The organism is Pseudomonas protegens CHA0 (assembly GCF_000397205.1).
Lineage (GTDB): Bacteria > Pseudomonadota > Gammaproteobacteria > Pseudomonadales > Pseudomonadaceae > Aquipseudomonas > Aquipseudomonas protegens.
On record NC_021237.1, the window covers coordinates 1449101 to 1464950 of the forward strand.

General features: G+C 62.2%; 20 protein-coding genes. 7 read left to right on the forward strand and 13 right to left on the reverse strand.

Features of this window, described 5'->3' with window-relative positions; genetic code table 11:
- Positions 1 to 161: 161 nt before the first annotated feature.
- Positions 162 to 1169 carry a DUF481 domain-containing protein gene (locus tag PFLCHA0_RS06465; protein ID WP_041751985.1) on the forward strand — a complete coding sequence of 336 codons (1008 nt, stop codon included), beginning with the start codon at positions 162 to 164 and terminating at the stop codon, positions 1167 to 1169.
- Between the two features lie 104 nt (positions 1170 to 1273).
- Here the strand turns inward: PFLCHA0_RS06465 and PFLCHA0_RS06470 are convergent, their stop codons facing one another.
- A complete protein-coding gene (locus tag PFLCHA0_RS06470) occupies positions 1274 to 1483 on the reverse strand; it encodes a cold-shock protein (protein ID WP_002554837.1) in 210 nt (69 codons plus the stop codon).
- A gap of 352 nt (positions 1484 to 1835) precedes the next feature.
- Between PFLCHA0_RS06470 and dcd the strand changes: the two genes are divergently transcribed.
- Positions 1836 to 2402: a dCTP deaminase gene (dcd, locus tag PFLCHA0_RS06475; RefSeq protein ID WP_011059604.1), complete on the forward strand. Its 567-nt coding sequence runs from the start codon at positions 1836 to 1838 to the stop codon at positions 2400 to 2402.
- A gap of 106 nt (positions 2403 to 2508) precedes the next feature.
- Positions 2509 to 2721, forward strand: coding sequence for a hypothetical protein (locus PFLCHA0_RS06480; RefSeq protein ID WP_011059605.1), 213 nt, complete (start codon positions 2509 to 2511; stop codon positions 2719 to 2721).
- Between the two features lie 52 nt (positions 2722 to 2773).
- Here PFLCHA0_RS06480 and PFLCHA0_RS06485 read toward each other — a convergent pair whose 3' ends face one another.
- The 7 genes from PFLCHA0_RS06485 to PFLCHA0_RS06515 all read right to left on the reverse strand — a co-directional run bounded on the left by PFLCHA0_RS06485 (position 2774) and on the right by PFLCHA0_RS06515 (position 10599).
- Complete coding sequence (locus PFLCHA0_RS06485) at positions 2774 to 3538, reverse strand: ABC transporter ATP-binding protein (protein ID WP_015634391.1); 765 nt, start codon at positions 3536 to 3538, stop codon at positions 2774 to 2776.
- A gap of 14 nt (positions 3539 to 3552) precedes the next feature.
- Positions 3553 to 4671 (reverse strand): succinylglutamate desuccinylase/aspartoacylase family protein, encoded by a 1119-nt coding sequence (locus PFLCHA0_RS06490; protein WP_015634392.1) that lies wholly within the window; start codon positions 4669 to 4671, stop codon positions 3553 to 3555.
- A 23-nt stretch (positions 4672 to 4694) separates the two neighbouring features.
- Positions 4695 to 5405 carry an ABC transporter permease gene (locus tag PFLCHA0_RS06495; protein WP_011059608.1) on the reverse strand — a complete coding sequence of 237 codons (711 nt, stop codon included), beginning with the start codon at positions 5403 to 5405 and terminating at the stop codon, positions 4695 to 4697.
- Entirely contained in the window at positions 5402 to 6130 is a 729-nt protein-coding gene (locus PFLCHA0_RS06500; protein ID WP_011059609.1) for an ABC transporter permease, read from the reverse strand. The genes PFLCHA0_RS06495 and PFLCHA0_RS06500 overlap by 4 nt, the downstream gene beginning before the upstream one ends.
- A 56-nt stretch (positions 6131 to 6186) precedes the next feature.
- Positions 6187 to 6969 carry a transporter substrate-binding domain-containing protein gene (locus PFLCHA0_RS06505; RefSeq protein ID WP_015634393.1) on the reverse strand — a complete coding sequence of 261 codons (783 nt, stop codon included), beginning with the start codon at positions 6967 to 6969 and terminating at the stop codon, positions 6187 to 6189.
- A gap of 325 nt (positions 6970 to 7294) precedes the next feature.
- Positions 7295 to 9724, reverse strand: a complete 2430-nt coding sequence (locus PFLCHA0_RS06510) for a penicillin acylase family protein (RefSeq protein WP_015634394.1) — start codon at positions 9722 to 9724, stop codon at positions 7295 to 7297.
- A gap of 233 nt (positions 9725 to 9957) precedes the next feature.
- Positions 9958 to 10599, reverse strand: a complete 642-nt coding sequence (locus tag PFLCHA0_RS06515; RefSeq protein ID WP_015634395.1) for a glutathione binding-like protein — start codon at positions 10597 to 10599, stop codon at positions 9958 to 9960.
- 141 nt (positions 10600 to 10740) lie between these two features.
- Between PFLCHA0_RS06515 and PFLCHA0_RS06520 the strand changes: the two genes are divergently transcribed.
- Positions 10741 to 11310, forward strand: coding sequence for a cysteine hydrolase family protein (locus tag PFLCHA0_RS06520; protein ID WP_041751986.1), 570 nt, complete (start codon positions 10741 to 10743; stop codon positions 11308 to 11310).
- Positions 11311 to 11348: 38 nt separating this feature from the next.
- Here the strand turns inward: PFLCHA0_RS06520 and PFLCHA0_RS31070 are convergent, their stop codons facing one another.
- The 4 genes from PFLCHA0_RS31070 to PFLCHA0_RS06540 form a co-directional block, all read right to left on the reverse strand.
- Positions 11349 to 11549: an SEC-C metal-binding domain-containing protein gene (locus PFLCHA0_RS31070; protein WP_007923047.1), complete on the reverse strand. Its 201-nt coding sequence runs from the start codon at positions 11547 to 11549 to the stop codon at positions 11349 to 11351.
- Between the two features lie 6 nt (positions 11550 to 11555).
- Positions 11556 to 12041, reverse strand: coding sequence for an LEA/WHy family protein (locus tag PFLCHA0_RS06530; RefSeq protein ID WP_015634397.1), 486 nt, complete (start codon positions 12039 to 12041; stop codon positions 11556 to 11558).
- Between the two features lie 64 nt (positions 12042 to 12105).
- A complete protein-coding gene (locus PFLCHA0_RS06535) occupies positions 12106 to 12582 on the reverse strand; it encodes a YchJ family protein (protein WP_011059615.1) in 477 nt (158 codons plus the stop codon).
- A gap of 4 nt (positions 12583 to 12586) precedes the next feature.
- On the reverse strand, positions 12587 to 13084 hold the full coding sequence (locus PFLCHA0_RS06540; protein ID WP_011059616.1) for a DUF6231 family protein: 498 nt from the start codon (positions 13082 to 13084) through the stop codon (positions 12587 to 12589).
- Positions 13085 to 13274: 190 nt separating this feature from the next.
- Here PFLCHA0_RS06540 and PFLCHA0_RS06545 point away from each other — a divergent pair, with 190 nt between their 5' ends.
- The 3 genes from PFLCHA0_RS06545 (at position 13275) to PFLCHA0_RS06555 (ending at position 15243) form a co-directional block, all read left to right on the forward strand.
- Positions 13275 to 13964 (forward strand): OmpA family protein, encoded by a 690-nt coding sequence (locus tag PFLCHA0_RS06545; RefSeq protein WP_011059617.1) that lies wholly within the window; start codon positions 13275 to 13277, stop codon positions 13962 to 13964.
- A gap of 249 nt (positions 13965 to 14213) precedes the next feature.
- Positions 14214 to 14492 (forward strand): DUF1145 domain-containing protein, encoded by a 279-nt coding sequence (locus PFLCHA0_RS06550; RefSeq protein ID WP_011059618.1) that lies wholly within the window; start codon positions 14214 to 14216, stop codon positions 14490 to 14492.
- Entirely contained in the window at positions 14485 to 15243 is a 759-nt protein-coding gene (locus tag PFLCHA0_RS06555; protein WP_015634398.1) for a hypothetical protein, read from the forward strand. The genes PFLCHA0_RS06550 and PFLCHA0_RS06555 overlap by 8 nt, the downstream gene beginning before the upstream one ends.
- 60 nt (positions 15244 to 15303) lie before the next feature.
- Here PFLCHA0_RS06555 and PFLCHA0_RS06560 read toward each other — a convergent pair whose 3' ends face one another.
- Positions 15304 to 15768 (reverse strand): CopD family protein, encoded by a 465-nt coding sequence (locus PFLCHA0_RS06560; RefSeq protein WP_011059620.1) that lies wholly within the window; start codon positions 15766 to 15768, stop codon positions 15304 to 15306.
- Positions 15769 to 15850: the final 82 nt, after the last annotated feature.

Sequence of the window (15850 nt, forward strand, 5' to 3'; positions counted from 1 at the left end):
ATTCGCGGTTCCAGATAATAGAGGAGGGACGCTGGTCGGCTGTGGTGATCAAAGCCGGATGAGTATTGAACTCACTCTCAATACCCGGGTCAGTCCTGACTAAGGCTTGTTCAGCAGGAATAATGCCGTTTTTTTTCGCAAGATCGAGTCCTCTATTGCTTATGTTGCCTAGAACTTTGCTGTGTTTCGCGGTGCTCAGCGCCTCCATGCCTGTATTGGCCGATACCGTGTGGTTGAAGAACGGTGATCGCCTGAGTGGCAAGATCAAGGTGTTCGACGGCGGCAAGCTGTTGATCCAGACCGACTATGGCGGTGCCATCAATATTGACTGGAAGCAGGTCAAGACTCTGGAGAGCGACCAGGAGCTGCTGGTCAAGCAGGATGCCTACACCGGGGAGAAGGCCAAGTCGCTGCAGGCGGCGGACGAAGGCAAGGTGATCCTGGCCAACGGCGAGGTGCCCAAGACGGTGGAGCTGGCGAGCATCCAGCAGATCATGAAGCCCAAGCCGCTGGTGGAAGACATGGTCTGGAAAGGCAACGTCGATGTGGCCATGGACTACAAGCGCGCCGAAAAGAACACCGATGACTACGACATCGACTTCAAGACCTCGGCGCGTCACGGGGCCTGGCGCCACAATGCCCAGGGCGAATACAACCGTGAGTTCCAGGATCATGTGGTGACCACGGACAACTGGAGCGCCGAGTACGCTCTGGACCGTTTCATCACGGAAAAGTGGTTCTGGGAAGGGCGCCTGACCTACAAGCGGGACAAGGTCGAGGACCTGGCGCGGCAGCGGGTGGTGGGTACCGGCCCCGGCTACCAGTTCTGGGATGATGAGCTGGGTGCGTTCTCCCTGGGCTCGCTGCTCAACCGTACCGATTACGAGTACGCCGATGGCGGCAAGGACAACTTCTATTCCCTGGCGATGAAGTGGGACTACAACCGTTACCTGATCGGCAAGCGGGTGGAGTTCTTCACCAATGGCGAGGTGGGGCGACCGCTTTCGGGGGTGGCCGACTATGCACTGGATGCCGAGATGGGGCTGCGCTACAAGGTCACCGACTGGGCTTCATTGAACCTCAAGGCGGAAAAAGACCTGATCCGCGGTACCGAAGACAGCGATCTGGACAAGACCCGCTACACCGTGGGCTTTGGCGTGACCTGGTAACCCGGGACGCATGGGCGCCTTTTCAACGAGGGCGCCGACAAAAGTGACGGGCACAAAAAAGCCCCGCTGTTGAGGGCGGGGCTTTTTTACTGGATCAGTACAAGTTAGATAACTTGAACTTCTTCAGCTTGCATGCCTTTCTGACCGCGGGTAGCGATGAAAGAAACCTGTTGGCCTTCTTTCAGGCTTTTGAAGCCGTCGGATTGGATAGCTTTGAAGTGTACGAACAGGTCGTCACCGGATTGTGGAGTGATGAAGCCGAAGCCTTTTTCATCGTTGAACCACTTAACGGTACCGGTTTGGCGATTAGACATGGTGTATCTCCTTGGACAAAGTTAACTGCGACTCAGGAAAAGCCCTGGCCGAGACTGAGTGCAAAGAGCAGGAAAAATTCTTGGAGATGGTTGGATCGAAATTCAACATCGTGTAGAGATTCTCAGTGACACAAGCAGCACAGTGGCGCCACCTTAACCCTTTTTCCTGAACGTGCCAATGGTCAGTGCGAAGGTTTCTCGGTTTTCGTGACTGACGGCGGGGCGCTCGTCGCCCAGCCCTTGAAAATCGTGGCGTGAGGCGAGAAAAACGTCCCAGACTTTGAACCCGACCTCGCGCCCCGGTAAGATGCCAGACCGTTTTTTTTCACCTCGCTATTTCAGGACACCCGCCATGAGCATCAAATCGGACAAGTGGATTCGCCGCATGGCGCAAGAGCACGGCATGATCGAGCCCTTCGTAGAGCGCCAGATGCGTGGCGAAGGCCAGGATCGGCTGATCTCCTTCGGGGTGTCGAGCTACGGCTACGACGTGCGTTGCGCCGACGAATTCAAGGTGTTCACCAACATCAATTCGGCCACCGTCGATCCGAAGAACTTCGATGAAAAGAGCTTCGTCGACATCAAGAGCGACGTCTGCATCATTCCGCCTAACTCCTTTGCCCTGGCACGCACCGTCGAGTACTTCCGCATTCCGCGCAATGTGCTGACCATCTGCCTGGGCAAGAGCACCTATGCCCGTTGCGGCATCATCGTCAACGTGACGCCGCTGGAACCCGAGTGGGAAGGCCACGTGACCCTGGAATTCTCCAACACCACCACCTTGCCGGCGAAGATCTACGCCAACGAAGGCGTGGCGCAGATGTTGTTCCTGGAGTCGGACGAAGAGTGCGAAGTGTCCTACAAGGACCGTGGCGGCAAATACCAGGGCCAGCGTGGCGTGACCCTGCCACGCACCTGAGTTCGTCTGTCTGACGAATAGCGGGAATTCCTGAGCCGGCAGGCACTCTATTGGAGGTACTGCCGGTACGCGCAAGGCGTACCCGGCACAGCTCAGGAGTGCCCTCATGAAGATAGATCCGCGAATCAGTGCCACCTTGGCCAGGCTGGAACCCAATCAGGTTGGCGTACTGGCCTGGACCCTGCTGGCGCATCCTCCCGTCAGCATGGCCGGTGGCATTCCCGGCCAGCCGGATCCCGATTCCCCGCAACCCCTTGAACCCACCGAGCCGGGCGAACCGACCCTGCCCGACGAGCCGCCTCCCGCGCCTGTCGCCTGAAGCCCGTACCGCGCCCGCCCGGCCCAGAGCCTGAACGGGTGCGGTACCGCTGTTACTTCAGGTTGCCGCTGAGAAACTGCTGCAAGCGCTCGCTTTTCGGGTTGCCCAGCACGTCCTCCGGAGCCCCTTCTTCCTCTACCAGGCCCTTGTGCAGGAACAGCACCTGGCTTGACACCTTGCGCGCAAAACTCATCTCGTGGGTGACCATGATCATGGTCCGGCCCTCTTCGGCCAGGCCCTGGATCACCTTGAGCACCTCGCCTACCAGCTCCGGGTCCAGGGCCGAGGTGGGTTCATCGAACAGCATGACCTCCGGCTCCATGGCCAGGGCTCGTGCGATGGCCACCCGTTGCTGCTGGCCGCCGGAGAGAAACGCCGGGTACTGGCTGGCCACCCGTGCCGGCAGGCCGACCTTGTCCAGGTAACGCCGGGCGCGTTCCTCGGCCTCCCTGGTGCTGACCCCCAGCACTCGGCGCGGGGCCATGGTGATGTTTTCCAGCACGGTCATGTGGCTCCACAGGTTGAAGTGCTGGAACACCATCGCCAGGCGGGTGCGAATCCGCTGCAGCTCGGCCGGGTCGGCCACGTGCATGCCGTGGCGGTCGCTGACCATGCGGATCTGCTGGCCATCCAGGCTCATGGCGCCGTCATCCGGGGTTTCGAGAAAGTTGATGCAGCGCAGGAAGGTGCTCTTGCCCGAGCCGCTGGCGCCGATCAGGCTGATCACGTCGCCGGTCCTGGCCTTGAGGGAAACACCTTTGAGCACTTCATTGTCGCCATAGCATTTATGCAGGCCTTCAACGGTCAATTTGTACATGGGGGCGTGCATCCTCAAGGCGAAAGTAGGTAACCGCTGCGATAGGCCTCGCGACCGGCGACATGGGCGATCACCATGCCTGCGGTGGCCATGCGTCGCAGCGAGCGGGCGTACATGAGCCCGGCGTTGTTGCAATGGATGGGGGTGACCCGGTCGTGGATCGGGTCGATGATTTCGGCCACCAGTTGCCCGGCTTCCAGGTATTCCCCCGGCAGGGCGTTGAACACCAGCAGCCCGCCTACCGGGGTCGCCACCGGTTCGACACCGGCCAGGGGCGTGGCCGGGAAGGGCAGCTCGGGCAGTGGCGGCGCTTCACCGTCGATGGCCCCAAGCCGGGTCAGGTAGTCGATCAGGGCCTGGCAGTCGAGGCTGGCCAGGCCGTGGTTGACGTCGCCCTGGCCGCGCAGCTCGACGGTCACCGCAAAGCTGCCTGTCGGGATGGCGAAACGCTCGCCGAAGCGCTGTTGCAGTTGCCACCACAGCAGGCTGAAGCATTCGTCGAACGACCAGGCCGCGGAGTCGGTGGCCAGCAGGCAGGCTTCGGCGCCCAGGTAGCGAGCCAGCGGCTCCACCCGGGGCCAGGCTTCGGGGGTGGTGTAGAGATGCGCCACAGCCTCGAAGTCGCAATGCAGGTCCAGCACCATGTCGGCATCGCAGGCCAGCCGTTGCAGGGTCAACTGCAGGGACTGCAGTTGGGTTTGCGGCCGCTGGCGCGCCAGGGCATCGATCAGGTGACGGCGGATCAGTTCAAGGTTGTGTTCAGGGTCGGCATTGAGCAGCCCTTCGATGGCATCGCCGACTTGTTCGCCCAGGTCGGCGAAGCCGCGGTTGAAGTTCTGCCCGCTTTCCAGCTGGTAGCGGCCCAGGGGCACATCCATCAGCACCTGTTCCAGGCCCACCGGATTGGCCACCGGCACCAGGACGATTTCCTGGCGCAGGCGCCCGGCGGCTTCCAGCTCCGCCAGGTGTTGCTTGAGGTGCCAGGCAACCAGCATGCCGGGCAACTCGTCGGCGTGCAGGGAGGACTGGATATAGACCTTGCCGGCGACCTGGGGCGGGCCGAAGTGAAAGCTGTGGACCTGGCGCGCGGTGCCCGGCAGCGGGGCGAGCAGGTCGTGGATCTCGTGGCGCATTGACGGTTTTCCTGCAGCAAGTCCTAGTGGGTCGGCCCGAGGAAGGCCAGCCAGCGGCGTTCAGCGAGGCGGAACAGGCCCACCAGGGCGAAGGTCACGCACAGGTAGATGATGGCGGCGATGCCGAACGACTGAAATGTCAGGAAGGTCGCCGAGTTGGCGTCGCGGGCGATTTTCAGGATGTCGGGAATGGTCGCGGTGAAGGCCACTGTGGTGGAGTGCAGCATCAGGATCACTTCGTTGCTGTAGTAGGGCAACGAGCGGCGCAGGGCCGAGGGCATGATCACGTAGGCGTACAGCTTCCAGCCGCTCAGGCCATAGGCCTTGGCCGCTTCGACTTCGCCGTGGGCCATGCTGCGGATCGCCCCGGCGAAGATCTCCGTGGTGTAGGCGCAGGTGTTCAGGGCGAAGGCAAGGATGGTGCAGTTCATTGCATCGCGAAAGAACGCATCCAGGACTGGCTGTGCGCGAATCGCGGCGATGCTGTAGATCCCGGTGTAGCAGATCAGCAACTGGATATAGAGCGGTGTGCCACGAAACAGGTAGGTGTAGAACTGCACCGGCCAGCGGATGTAGCGCTTGGGCGAGACCCGGGCGATGGACAGCGGGATCGACACCAAAAAGCCGATGCAGATCGAGGCACTGAGCAGCCACATGGTCATGGCCAGGCCGGTCACGTGGTAGCCATCGCTATAAAGGAAGGGACGCCAGTATTCCTGCAGGAGTTCGATCATCGCACGGCCTCCCGGGCGCCGGCGGCGTAACGCCGTTCAAGCCTGCGCAGGACAAAGTTGGAGGCACTGGTGATCAACAGGTAGATCAGCGCCGCCAGAACCAGGAAGTAGAAGAGTTGGTAGGTGCTCTTGCCGGCGTCCTGGGCAGCCTTGACCAGGTCGGCCAGGCCAATGATCGACACCAGGGCCGTGGCCTTGAGCATCACCATCCAGTTGTTGCCGATGCCTGGCAGGGCAAAGCGCATCATTTGCGGAAAGACCACGAAGCGAAAGCGCTGGCCGCGTTTCAGGCCATAGGCGGTGGCCGCTTCCACCTGGCCCCGGGGCACGGCAAGGATCGCCCCGCGAAAGGTTTCGGTGAAGTAGGCGCCATAGATGAAACCCAGGGTGATCACCCCGGCGCTGAAGGGGTTGATCTCGATGTAGTCCCACTCCATGAAATCGGTAAAGGAGGTCAACCAGGTTTGCAGGCTGTAGAAAATCAGCAGCATCAGGACCAGGTCCGGTACGCCGCGGATCAGGGTGGTGTAGAGCTGGGCCGGAACCCGCAGCAGGGCAACGCTGGACAATTTGGCGCTGGCGCCGATCAGCCCCAGCAAAACGCTGACCAGCAGCGACAACACCGACAACTTGATGGTCATCCAGGTACCTTCCAGCAGCAGAGGGCCGAAACCCTTCAGGCTGAGCGCGGAAAGCCCCAGGTTTTTTAGAAGTTCTTCGAGCATCGATCTGTGACCCGTAGCGATAAAAAAGGCGCCCATCGAGGATGGGCGCCGACAGGTTATTTACCGCTGTAGAGGTTCAGGTCACCGAAGTGTTTTTTCTGGATGGTGGCGTAGGTGCCATCATCGTGTAACGCTTTGATACCTTTATCCAGAAGCGCTTTCAGCTCTTTGTTACCTTTCGAGATACCCACCGCGGTCTTGGCCGGCAGCAGCGGGTCTTCCACCGGCTTGCTGATCTCATAGTCAGCGCCTTGCGGTGACTTGAGGAAGCCCAGTTCGGCCTGCAGCATGTCCTGGATCGAGGCATCGAGGCGCCCGGAAGTCAGGTCGGCATAGACCTGGTCCTGGTTCTGATAGGCCTGGGTCTTGACCCCGGCCTTGTCCAGCACGGCCTTGGCGTAGGCTTCCTGGATGGTGCCCTGCTCGTAGCCGACGGTCTTGCCCTTGAGCGAGGCGGTGTCTTCGCTCAGGCCCGAGCCTTTCTTGAACACGAATGCGGTGGGGCCGGAAAACAGTTCGTTGGAGAAGTCGATGACTTTCTCGCGAGCCGGGGTGACGGTCATGGACGAGATCACACCGTCGAATTTATTGGCCTTGAGGCCTGGAATCATGCCGTCGAAGTCACTTTCGACCCACTTGCACTTGACCTTCAGCTCGGCACAGATGGCATTGCCCAGGTCGATGTCGAAACCCACCAGGCTGCCGTCGGCGGCCTTGGATTCGAAGGGGGCGTAGGAAGGGTCGACGCCGAAGCGCAGTTCCTTGTATTCCTTGGCCAGCGCGGAGCCGGCGGCCATGCAGAGAGCCAATGCAGAAAGGGTCAGCAATGCTTTTTTCATTATTCAATCCCTAAGAACCAATATGAGCGCTTGTGGCGCATGAGTACTGTTACTGGACCGCATAAGACTTAATGAAAGTAGCAATTTCCGAACCAGAGTCCCGAACAGGTGTTTTAAAAGCGCTGGAAAGCAGCGACACGAGGGAACCCGTGCGCCGAGATGGGGCGTGATTTTTGGTAGGCGCCAATAAGGTGCGAGGGGGTGGGCAATCTACGATGGGCGAACTGACAGGGCTGCCAGTGCCAAGCGCGGTTGAGGGCGCCGGTGAGCTGTTCGTTTTGGAGCAGGCCCGCTTGCACAGGACGTGCAAGCGGGTGGGGGAAGGTTACTTGCCTGGAACCAGGGTTAGGCGGGTCTTGCCGTAGCTGCGCTCGAAGTTCTGCGGTTGCATCGGCAGGCTCAGGTACTGGGCCTTGAGCCAGCCGTCGATGCCGTTGGCATAGTTGGGGCTCACCGGGTTGCCGGACTGGCCGCTGCTGTTGAGGCCCATCAAGGGTTCGCTGAGGCCGAAATCCACGATCAAGCGCAGGGCCGGTGTATCGGTGATGGCAAAATCCTGCCCCCAACGGTACGCGGCGCTGTTGATGGTGTTGTGGTCGCCCCCGGCCTGAAGCGGGCCACGGATCTGCCGGCCATTGGCGTTGGTCCACTGGTAGCTGTGCAGCTTGCCCCATTGCCAGGCCTTGCGGTCGGCGCCCAGCAGTTGCTCGCCGGAGCTGATGGCGGCTGCCAGGCTACGGGCGAGGATGGCTGGCTTATCTTCCTTTTGCGCGGTGCGCGAATCGTCCCAGAACGGGCTGTCTTCCTGGCCCAGCAGGTGGTCGGCCTGGGCCGAGTAGGAAAGGTTGCCGTTGGCGACGAAGGCTTGCCAGGCGTCACTGGACTCGGGGCCGAGCTTGTCGAGGAAGATCTGCTTGGCGCTCTCCTGCAGGAACAATTCGTACAACGCCGCGTCGGCCGAGCCGGCGCTGACCTTGCCGTCGAACGCCAGCAAACGGCTATAGGCTTCCCTGGCCTTGGCGCGTTCGGTATCGGGCAAGGCCTCGATGGCCTGCTTCAGCGGCTGGGCCATGCCCGGAGCTTCGAACATCTTTTTCAGTTTGGCGGCGAACAGGGTGCTTTGGTCGTACTGCAGGGCGATCAGGCTGCGGTTGTCCTGCTTGCCGCTGGAGGCCAGACCGGCCATGCGCTCGGCCCGTTCCGGGGCGTGCCAGGAATTGGACAGCTGCATGCCGTAGCCCCGCGAGATCACTCGCTGGTTGGCGGTGGCGATCCAGCCCTGGGGCGGGTCCTGGTCGTAGGGGTGGAGCATCGGGTCGGCGTAGCCGTCCCAGTCGTAACGGCCATCCCAACCCGGTGAAGGCAGCAAGCCTTCGCCTTCGCGGCGGTTGGGGAAGCGCCCGGTGACTTGCCAGCCGATGTTGCTGGCGTCGGCAAACACCATGTTCAGGGCGATGGCGCGGATTTCCCGACTGGCATCCGAGGCCTTCTCGACGTTCTGCGCCCGGGACAGGTCGAAGAAGGCGTCCAGGGTCTTGTCGTCCTTGAGCTCCGGCGTCTGCAGGGCCAGGCCGAAACCGTTACCGAGCGCTGCCCCCAGGGCGCTGTTGAGCAGCGGGCCATGGCGGGTTTCGTACACGGCTTCGCGAATCGGCCGTTGGCCTTTGACGAAATAGGTTTCGTTGCGCACGGTCACCGGCTGCCATTTGCCGTTGTTCTGGTAGTACAGGGCGTTGCCCTGGCGCTTGAGCTTTTCCAGGAACAGGTCCTGGTTGTCTCCCTCCACCGAGCTCATGCTCCAGGCCACCTTGCCGTTGAAGCCCTGGAGAATCGCCGGCAGGCCAGCGATGGACGCGCCAGCGGCCTGGTATTTCGGCGCGCGGATCTGGGTGTAGTACCAGGCTTGCAGGTGGCTGTCGGCGGCCAGCAGGCTGCGGCCGGTGCGGCTGCGCTGTGGGGCGATGGCCAGGTTGCTGCCGCCGCGGGTGCCCAGGCTGTTGAGCTGGGCCAGACGGTTGATGGCGCGGCTGACTTCGTTCAGGCCCGGCACAGTGAGATTCAGGCCCTTGAGCTTTTCCGCTTCGGCCAGGGGCAGGGGTTCATCGGGATAGCTCGGAGTCAGCCACGGCAGTTTGTCGCTGCCGACTTTCTGCGCCAGCACCAGGGCGTTGATCTCTTCTTGCAGGTTGGCGGACTGGCCGAAGTTCAGCAGGCAGAAGATCAGCGCCGAATCCTCGGCTTTCCAGTATTCGGGGGTGTAGCCCTGGGCTGCCAGGTCCGGCGGCAGCTTGTCGCGATAGCGGAACAGGTAGGCGTTGACGCCCCGGGCATAGACCTCGAAGAAGCGCTTGATCCGTGGCGACGAAGCCTTGTACAGCTCATCGGCGCTTTTCTTCAGGTTGATCGCGCGCATCAGGCGGTCCACTTCCAGTGCGTCGGCACCGGACATTTCGGCCAGGCGGCCCTGTGCCAGCAGGCGCAGGGTCACCATCTGGCCAATGCGGTCGCTGGCGTGCACATAGCCCAGGGTGAACAGGGCGTCATGGAAGCTGCTGCTTTCGATCAGCGGTACGCCGACCGCGTTGCGCCGCACGGAAACGTTCTGTGCCAGGCCCTTGAGCGGTTGCACGCCAGAGGTGGGGGGCAGGGTGTCTTGAGTGTTCCAGGACTGGCAACCGGCCAGGCTCAGAGCACTGGCCACTGCCGCGGCAACGCCGAACCGGGGAAGAAAATGTGAGAAGGCTGGCGAGGCCATGGCAAAGCTCCTGCGGGGGGTAGCGTCGATAAAGGCGCTACGTTAGTGAGCAGGCGAGTGCCGCGCAAGCGGGGGCAGGAGGTATTTCTCGACGACGCTGCAAATAGCGATCGCCGGCGCGTCAGCGCCTGGCAAAACCCGTAGGAGCCGGCTTGCCGGCGAAGAGGCCTTCTGGCCTTGGCTGGCCCTTGCGGGCACCGTGACTGGCAAGCCAGCTCCTGCAGGCACAAGGCTCAGGAGGCGGGATTGACCTGCTCTACCAAGGCATAGGCCCGCTCGGTAGCCGGCCGGGCCTGGATGCTGTTGAACCAGCGCTGCAGATGCGGGAAGTCCTCGAGTTTCTGGCTCTGCTTCTTGTAGGAAGCGATCCAGGGATAGATCGCCATGTCGGCAATGCTGTAGTCGCTGCCGGCGACGAACTTGCGGTCCGCCAGGCGCCGATCGAGCACGCCGTACAGGCGCGCGGTTTCATCCACATAACGTTTGATGGCGTAGGGGATCTTTTCCGGGGCGAACTGGCTGAAGTGATGATTTTGCCCTGCCATCGGCCCCAGCCCGCCCATCTGCCAGAACAGCCATTGCAGGGCTTCCTGGCGCCCGCGCAGGTCCTGGGGCAGGAACTGGCCGGTCTTTTCCGCGAGGTACAACAGGATCGCCCCGGACTCGAACAGCGACAGTGGCTGGCCGCCATCGGCGGGTTGGTGGTCAACGATCGCCGGAATGCGGTTGTTGGGCGCGATCTTCAGGAATTCGGGCTTGAATTGCTCACCCAGGCCGATGTTCACCGGGTACAGGGTGTAGGGCAGGCCGGCTTCTTCCAGGAACAGGGAGATCTTGTGGCCGTTGGGGGTGGTCCAGTAATACAGGTCGATCATGGAACGCTCCAATTGGGTTGTATCTGTGCTTAAGGACAGCAAACTCCGGCATTAGGTCGTCCTGTCTGCATTCGATGGCTTGCCTGAACAGCTAAGTGATGCTCAAGTGCGGCAAATTCAATGACCTCGACAGAGAAAAACATGCCCCTTCCGGCCAGCACCGCACTGATGCTCATCGACCAGCAGCAAGGCATCCTCCAGCCTCGGCTTGGCCCGCGCAACAACCCCGAGGCGCAGGTGCGGATGCTCGAACTGCTGGCCCACTGGCGCGCCCGCGGCTGGCCGGTGATCCATGTGCAACACCTGTCGCGTTCGCCGGATTCGGTGTTCTGGCCCGGGCAGTCGGGGGTGGAGTTTCAACCGTGCTTTGAGCCCCGGGACGGGGAATGGCGGGTTCAGAAGCAGGTGCCGGATGCGTTTTGCGCCAATTCGCTGGAAGCGGATTTGCGGCGCGAGGGGATTGCCGGGTTGGTGATTGTCGGTGTTGCCACCAACAACTCTGTGGAGTCGACGGCGCGTACGGCTGGCAACCTGGGCTTTGCCGTGTGGGTGGTGGCCGACGCCTGCTACACCTTCGACAAGCCCGACTTCAGCGGTCGGGCCCGTAGTGCCGAGGAGGTGCATGCCATGTCGCTGGCCAATCTGGATGGCGAGTACGCCACCGTCCTGGACCTGGCGCAGTTGCTGGCCCAGGAGGCCGGGCGCAGCTGAAGGCGCAAGTGCTAAGGCAGGCCCCGCCCGCGCTCAGGTCAGGCGCCGTGGCACTTCTTGAATTTCTTGCTGCTGCCGCATGGGCAAGGGTCGTTGCGGCCAACGTCTTTCAGTGCGTTGCGTACCGGCTCCTGGTGGGCGTGGTTGCAGTGCGGGCCGTGAACATGGCCATGGTCGTGATCGTGATGGTCATGATCGTGGTTGCAGTCAGGGCCATGGACATGAGGTTGCTGGGTCATTGCGGGTTACTCCGGGATAAAATCGCCGGGAATTATCACGCCATTGCGCTTCAGGTGCACGTCCTGGCCGATGAATAATCCGATTTCCAGTTCCCCTTCGAGGCGGTAGGGGATAGGTCGCTCGGGCTTGCGCAGCAATTTCACCACATCGCGGATCTGCGGCCACAGGTTGGTCCGCACCGGCACCTTGAAGAAGCGGCTGCTGTGGGGCGTGACGGTGAACCAGTGTTCGTGCTCGCCTTCGCTGAGCAGGAAGCGCTCCAGGTAGACCTTGTAGGTCAGGCGACGCACGGTCAGGTCGCTGTCGTTGGGGTTATCCACCCGCAGGTGCAGGGTGAAGCGTTGTTCCAGCAGGTTGGCCTTGACCACCTCGACCTTGACCAGATGCACCGTCGGGTCGACGGACTCATCGCTGAACCAGGAGGCACAACCCGTCAGGCCCAGCGCGCCGAGCAGGCACAAGGTTCGTAACGCACGCAGCTCACCGATCATTGCAAGACTCCCTCTGGATGCCGGTGCCCATCCTGGGCCCGGGTTGGTATCGGCCGGTAGTGGCTCAGCGGCTGAAATAGCTGGCGCAGCACTTCTTGAACTTGTGCCCGCTGCCACAGGGGCAGGCGTCGTTGCGGCCGGATTTGAGGGGAACCGTGGGGTCGATGAAATACCAGCGTCCCTGGTTCTGCACGAAGGATGAGCGTTCGCGGTGGCTATGCTCGCCCTGGCTGTCGTGCCAGCGGGCAGTAAAGGTGACAAAGGCATGCTCGGGCTGGCCGCCGAAGACTTCCGAGCTTTCGACCTGCAACCCCAGCCAGGTGCTTTGGGCGCTCCAGTCGCTGATGGACTGGCGATCCAGGCCCGCCTGTTGCGCCGGCAGGGTGGTGGCCAGCAGGTAATCCACCTGCCCCAGCACATAGGCACTGTAGCGCGAACGCATCAGGGCTTCCGCGCAGGGCGCGGGATGGCCGGCATGGTAGTGGCCGCAGCAGGCATCCAGCAGGTTGCCGCTGCCGCAGGGACAAATCGAGGCACTCATTGTGTTACCACCAATACTTTCCAAAGTTTTCCGGGTTTGCCCAGAATCGTGAGTTGAGCCAATCGGGCACTTGCTTGTATTCAAGCAGATCGTAGGTGAACAGGGTCAGGACCTGTTCATCGCGCTGAAAGCGTTCGCTGGCCTGCAACGCCAGGGAATAGAAGTCGGTTTCCTGCCAGCCGCAGGCACACAGGTCGGCCAGCACGGCGATCCGGCTGGCATTGAGGTTGCGAATGCCCCCAAGCAGGTTCAGGCCGTCGCGCTTGGGCAAGTGCTCCAGGCAATCCACGGCCAGGGCCAGGTCGAAACGCCGCGCTGCCAGTTCCGCAGGCAGAGGGCCGGGTGCCGCCTGGGCCACTTGGGTCGTGGGGTGGGCCTCCTTGAAGGCAGCCAGGGCGGGGAAGTCGCTGGCACCGATCAGCAGCAGCTGTTGTGGTGCGTAGCGATCCAGCAAAGCCGCCAGGGCCTGCTGCGGGGTACGGTTGGAAATGCCGGCGCTCATCTTAGCTCCTCGGTCAGAACGCTAAAGACTAGCGTGCCGGCATCTGCGGGCCTAGAGCGGTTCACCACTAAATCGGCGAACCTCCCGTGTTTACGGGGCGAAACCGGTGATAGCCAGGTGCTGGCGCAGATGAAATGCGCGGTCTTTACTCCGTGAATCGGCCTTGAGCCGATCCCTCAGGAGAAATCAGATGAGCATCATTCGGACGGCAGTACCCCTGGTTCTGTTAACCAGTGTGTTGACTGGTTGTGCAGGTTTGCAGAAAACCGACTGGCCGATCTGCGCCGCGGTAGGTGGCGTCACGGGCGCGGCGCTGGGCGCCACCGAAAGCTCCTCGTGGGCGGGCGGCGGCGCACTGGTGGTCGGTGGCCTGGCGGGTGCGTACTGCTGGGTAAAAGGTGATGGCGACGAGGACGGCGATGGCGTGCCGGACAGCCGCGACAAGTGCCCCCACACACCCAGAGGCGTCCAGGTCGATGCCAACGGCTGCCCACCACCGCCACCGGTGGTAGAAGAGGTGGTAGTGGTCAAGGAAGAAACCATTGTCATTCGTGATGTGCACTTCCATTTCGACTCGGCCAAGCTGACCGATGCCGACAAAACCAAGCTCAACACCATTGTCACCCGACTGAAACAGGAGGCGTCGAGTGCCCAACTGCGAGTGACCGGCCATACCGACAGCGTCGGCAGCGATGCCTACAACCAGAAACTCTCGGACAAGCGCGCCCACTCGGTCGTGGAGTACCTGATCAGCAACGGCATTCCCCGCAGCAGCTTCGTCTCGGTAACCGGCGCCGGTGAAAGCAAGCCAGTGGCGGATAACAAGACCGCCGAAGGCCGGGCGATGAACCGTCGTACGGAAATCCAGATCAACCGCTGAAACCCCAGGGCCTGTGCGGCGACGAGCCGCACGTGGCCGCCTCTGCTCCTGTGCCAGGACCATGCTGATGGCGCAGGAGCCTTTGATCCCGGTGTCTTCTCGGCGATGGGCTCAGCCTGTCTGTAACGGGCGATCCTCGTCGATCCGGTGGCTAAACAGCCACTTCGTGAAGAATTTTCATTCCCCTCTGGCTTACCCCCGGGATAAGTCGTTACTGTGCGCGCAAAGAATAATTCACGAGGGGAGCGTATGAAGGTTTTATGGGGGCTGGGGAAGTTTCTGACCTTGGTTTTCTGGTTGGTGGTGCTGATCAACCTGGCCAGGCCGTTGATCAACCCGCTGCATCTTCTAGTGAATCTGGCGGGCAGCCTGTTGCTGCTGACCCATTTGCTGGAACTGCTGCTGTTCAACGGCAGCCTCAAGGATCGGCCACATCCCTGGCGTGACCGGCTGTACATCCTGCTGGTGGGGATCTTCCACCTGCAGACTCTTCCTGCTCCTGTCGTTGTCGAGGCCGACCATGCGTAAGCTCTGCCTGCTGGCTCTTTTCTGCAGCCCCCTGGCCATGGCCCAGGTGGTCAAGGTCGAAACCAACTCCCTGATGCGTCTGCCCAATACCGCCAGCACTCTGCAACTGGAGCGGCTGGAAGTGGCGGACTATGGCACCTTGCTGATCCCGGCCAATGTCACCGAGCTCAAGGTGGACGAACTGCTGCTGGGGCATGAGGCGCGGATCGCCATCGTCCCTACCGAACAGAGCCTGCACTTGACTGTCCGCCGTGCGGAGCTGGAAGCGGGTAGCCAGATCACTTCCCGAGGCGCGCCGGGTACCTACCTGAAGGCCGCCAAGCCGGGGCGCAACCTGAACCTGCGCATCGAGTCGTTGCAGGCCGAGACGCTGTCCGTGGACGCCCGGGGTGGTGCCGGTGCGCCGGGTTATGTCGGTCTGGATGGCGCCAATGGCCAGGAACCGGGCTGCACCTGGGGCAGCGCGGGGCGTGGGGCTGACGGTGACAATGGCGGCGATGGCCGTCCTGGTGCGGCAGGCGCCCAGGTCCGGGTGGAACTGCCGCGAGACTTCCCCAGCGAGCAGATCAAGGTCTGGGTCGATGGTGGCGCAGGCGGGCTGGCCGGTGCCGGTGGCAAGCCGGGTGCGGGCGGCAAGTCCAAGGGGTGCCTGGTGTACCGCACCGACGGTGGCAAGAGCGGACGGCCCGGCGCCCAGGGGCAGCCTGGCCCAGCCGGCGAGCCTGGCGCGCTGACGGTGCAGCGCCTATAAGCCGTAACGCTTGCGTTGAACCTTGCCCGGCCGCCCGCTTCTGTAGCGGGCGGCCTGTTTTCAGAAGGTCGGCCGGGCCGCCGCCAGGGCGACCAGCACCAGGCCGATGATCAGGTTGCTGCCCACCAGCCGGCGGATCTTGCCCAGCGCCGCGGCACCAGCGGGCCAATCCTCGGCCGCTACTGCCTTGCGCAGCTCCGGCAACTGCAGGGACTGGATGCGGATGAACAGGGCGGTCATCACCAGGTACAGGCCCATCATGATCTGCACATACTTGGGCGCGGTTTCAAAGCCGCTGAAGCGCAAATGCAGCAGGCCGATACCGCTGATCGGCAACAGCACCACGGCGATCCACACCCAGACGAAAAAACGCGGAAACACTTGCGCCCACAACTTCAGCCGCGCCGGCCCCTCCAGGGCCACCATGGCCGCCGGGCGCAGGACCATCCAGGCGAAGAACATGCCGCCGACCCAGACCAGGGCGGCCAGGACATGCAGGGTGTAGGCAAGGGCGAAAGGGGTCATTCGGGTACTCCGTTCTGCGCGGGATGAATTAGCGGGGTATGATAGCGGCCGATTCGAACCACTGAAAATTTATCCAGCGTTT